The organism is Amycolatopsis thailandensis, assembly GCF_002234405.1.
Lineage (GTDB): Bacteria > Actinomycetota > Actinomycetes > Mycobacteriales > Pseudonocardiaceae > Amycolatopsis > Amycolatopsis thailandensis.
The window spans coordinates 1-503 of sequence record NZ_NMQT01000382.1 but is presented as its reverse complement, the minus strand read 5'-3'; the positions used below and the strand labels follow the sequence as shown (position 1 = coordinate 503).

Annotated in this window: 2 protein-coding genes; one reads left to right on the top strand and one right to left on the bottom strand. The window is 69.4% G+C overall.

From position 1 onward, the window contains the following. On the top strand, nt 1-339 hold a 339-nt coding region (locus tag CFP71_RS43030), incomplete at its 5' end, for a sigma factor-like helix-turn-helix DNA-binding protein (RefSeq protein WP_279629279.1). Here CFP71_RS43030 and CFP71_RS43025 read toward each other — a convergent pair. After that, on the bottom strand, nt 336-503 hold a 168-nt coding region (locus CFP71_RS43025), incomplete at its 5' end, for a response regulator transcription factor (protein ID WP_143267348.1). The genes CFP71_RS43030 and CFP71_RS43025 overlap by 4 nt on opposite strands.

The following is a 503-nucleotide window of genomic DNA, read 5'->3' as shown; positions in this document are numbered from 1 at the left end:
AAGGTCGCCGACGTCCGTCGCAACCTGGCCCGCGACCCGTCCGCGCCGGTCCCCGATCCGGAGCCCGAGCCGGACGGTCCGTGGAACCCGACGTTCGAAGAGGTCGAGAAGGCGGATCGCAGCCGACGGCTTTCCCGGCTGTTCGAGGTCCTGTCGGCGAAACAGCGCGACGTGCTGGTGCTCCGCGTGATCCACGGGTTCAGCGCCGAAGAGACCGCGAACACGCTGGGCATGGCGAGCGCGGGCGCGGTCCGCGTCACCCAGCACCGGGCGCTCAACGAACTGCGCCGGGTGCTGCGCGAGGACCCCGGCTACGCCGGCGGGTTCGCGATCTTCTAGGAGGGCTTGCGCCGCTGCGTGGCGTAGACGGCGGCGGCGGTGCGGCGTTCGAAACCGAGCTTGTGCAGCAGGGACGACACGTAGTTCTTGACCGTCTTCTCCGCCAGGAACAGTTTTTCGGCGATCTGGCGGTTGGTCAGCCCGTCGGCGATGTGGTCGAGCAC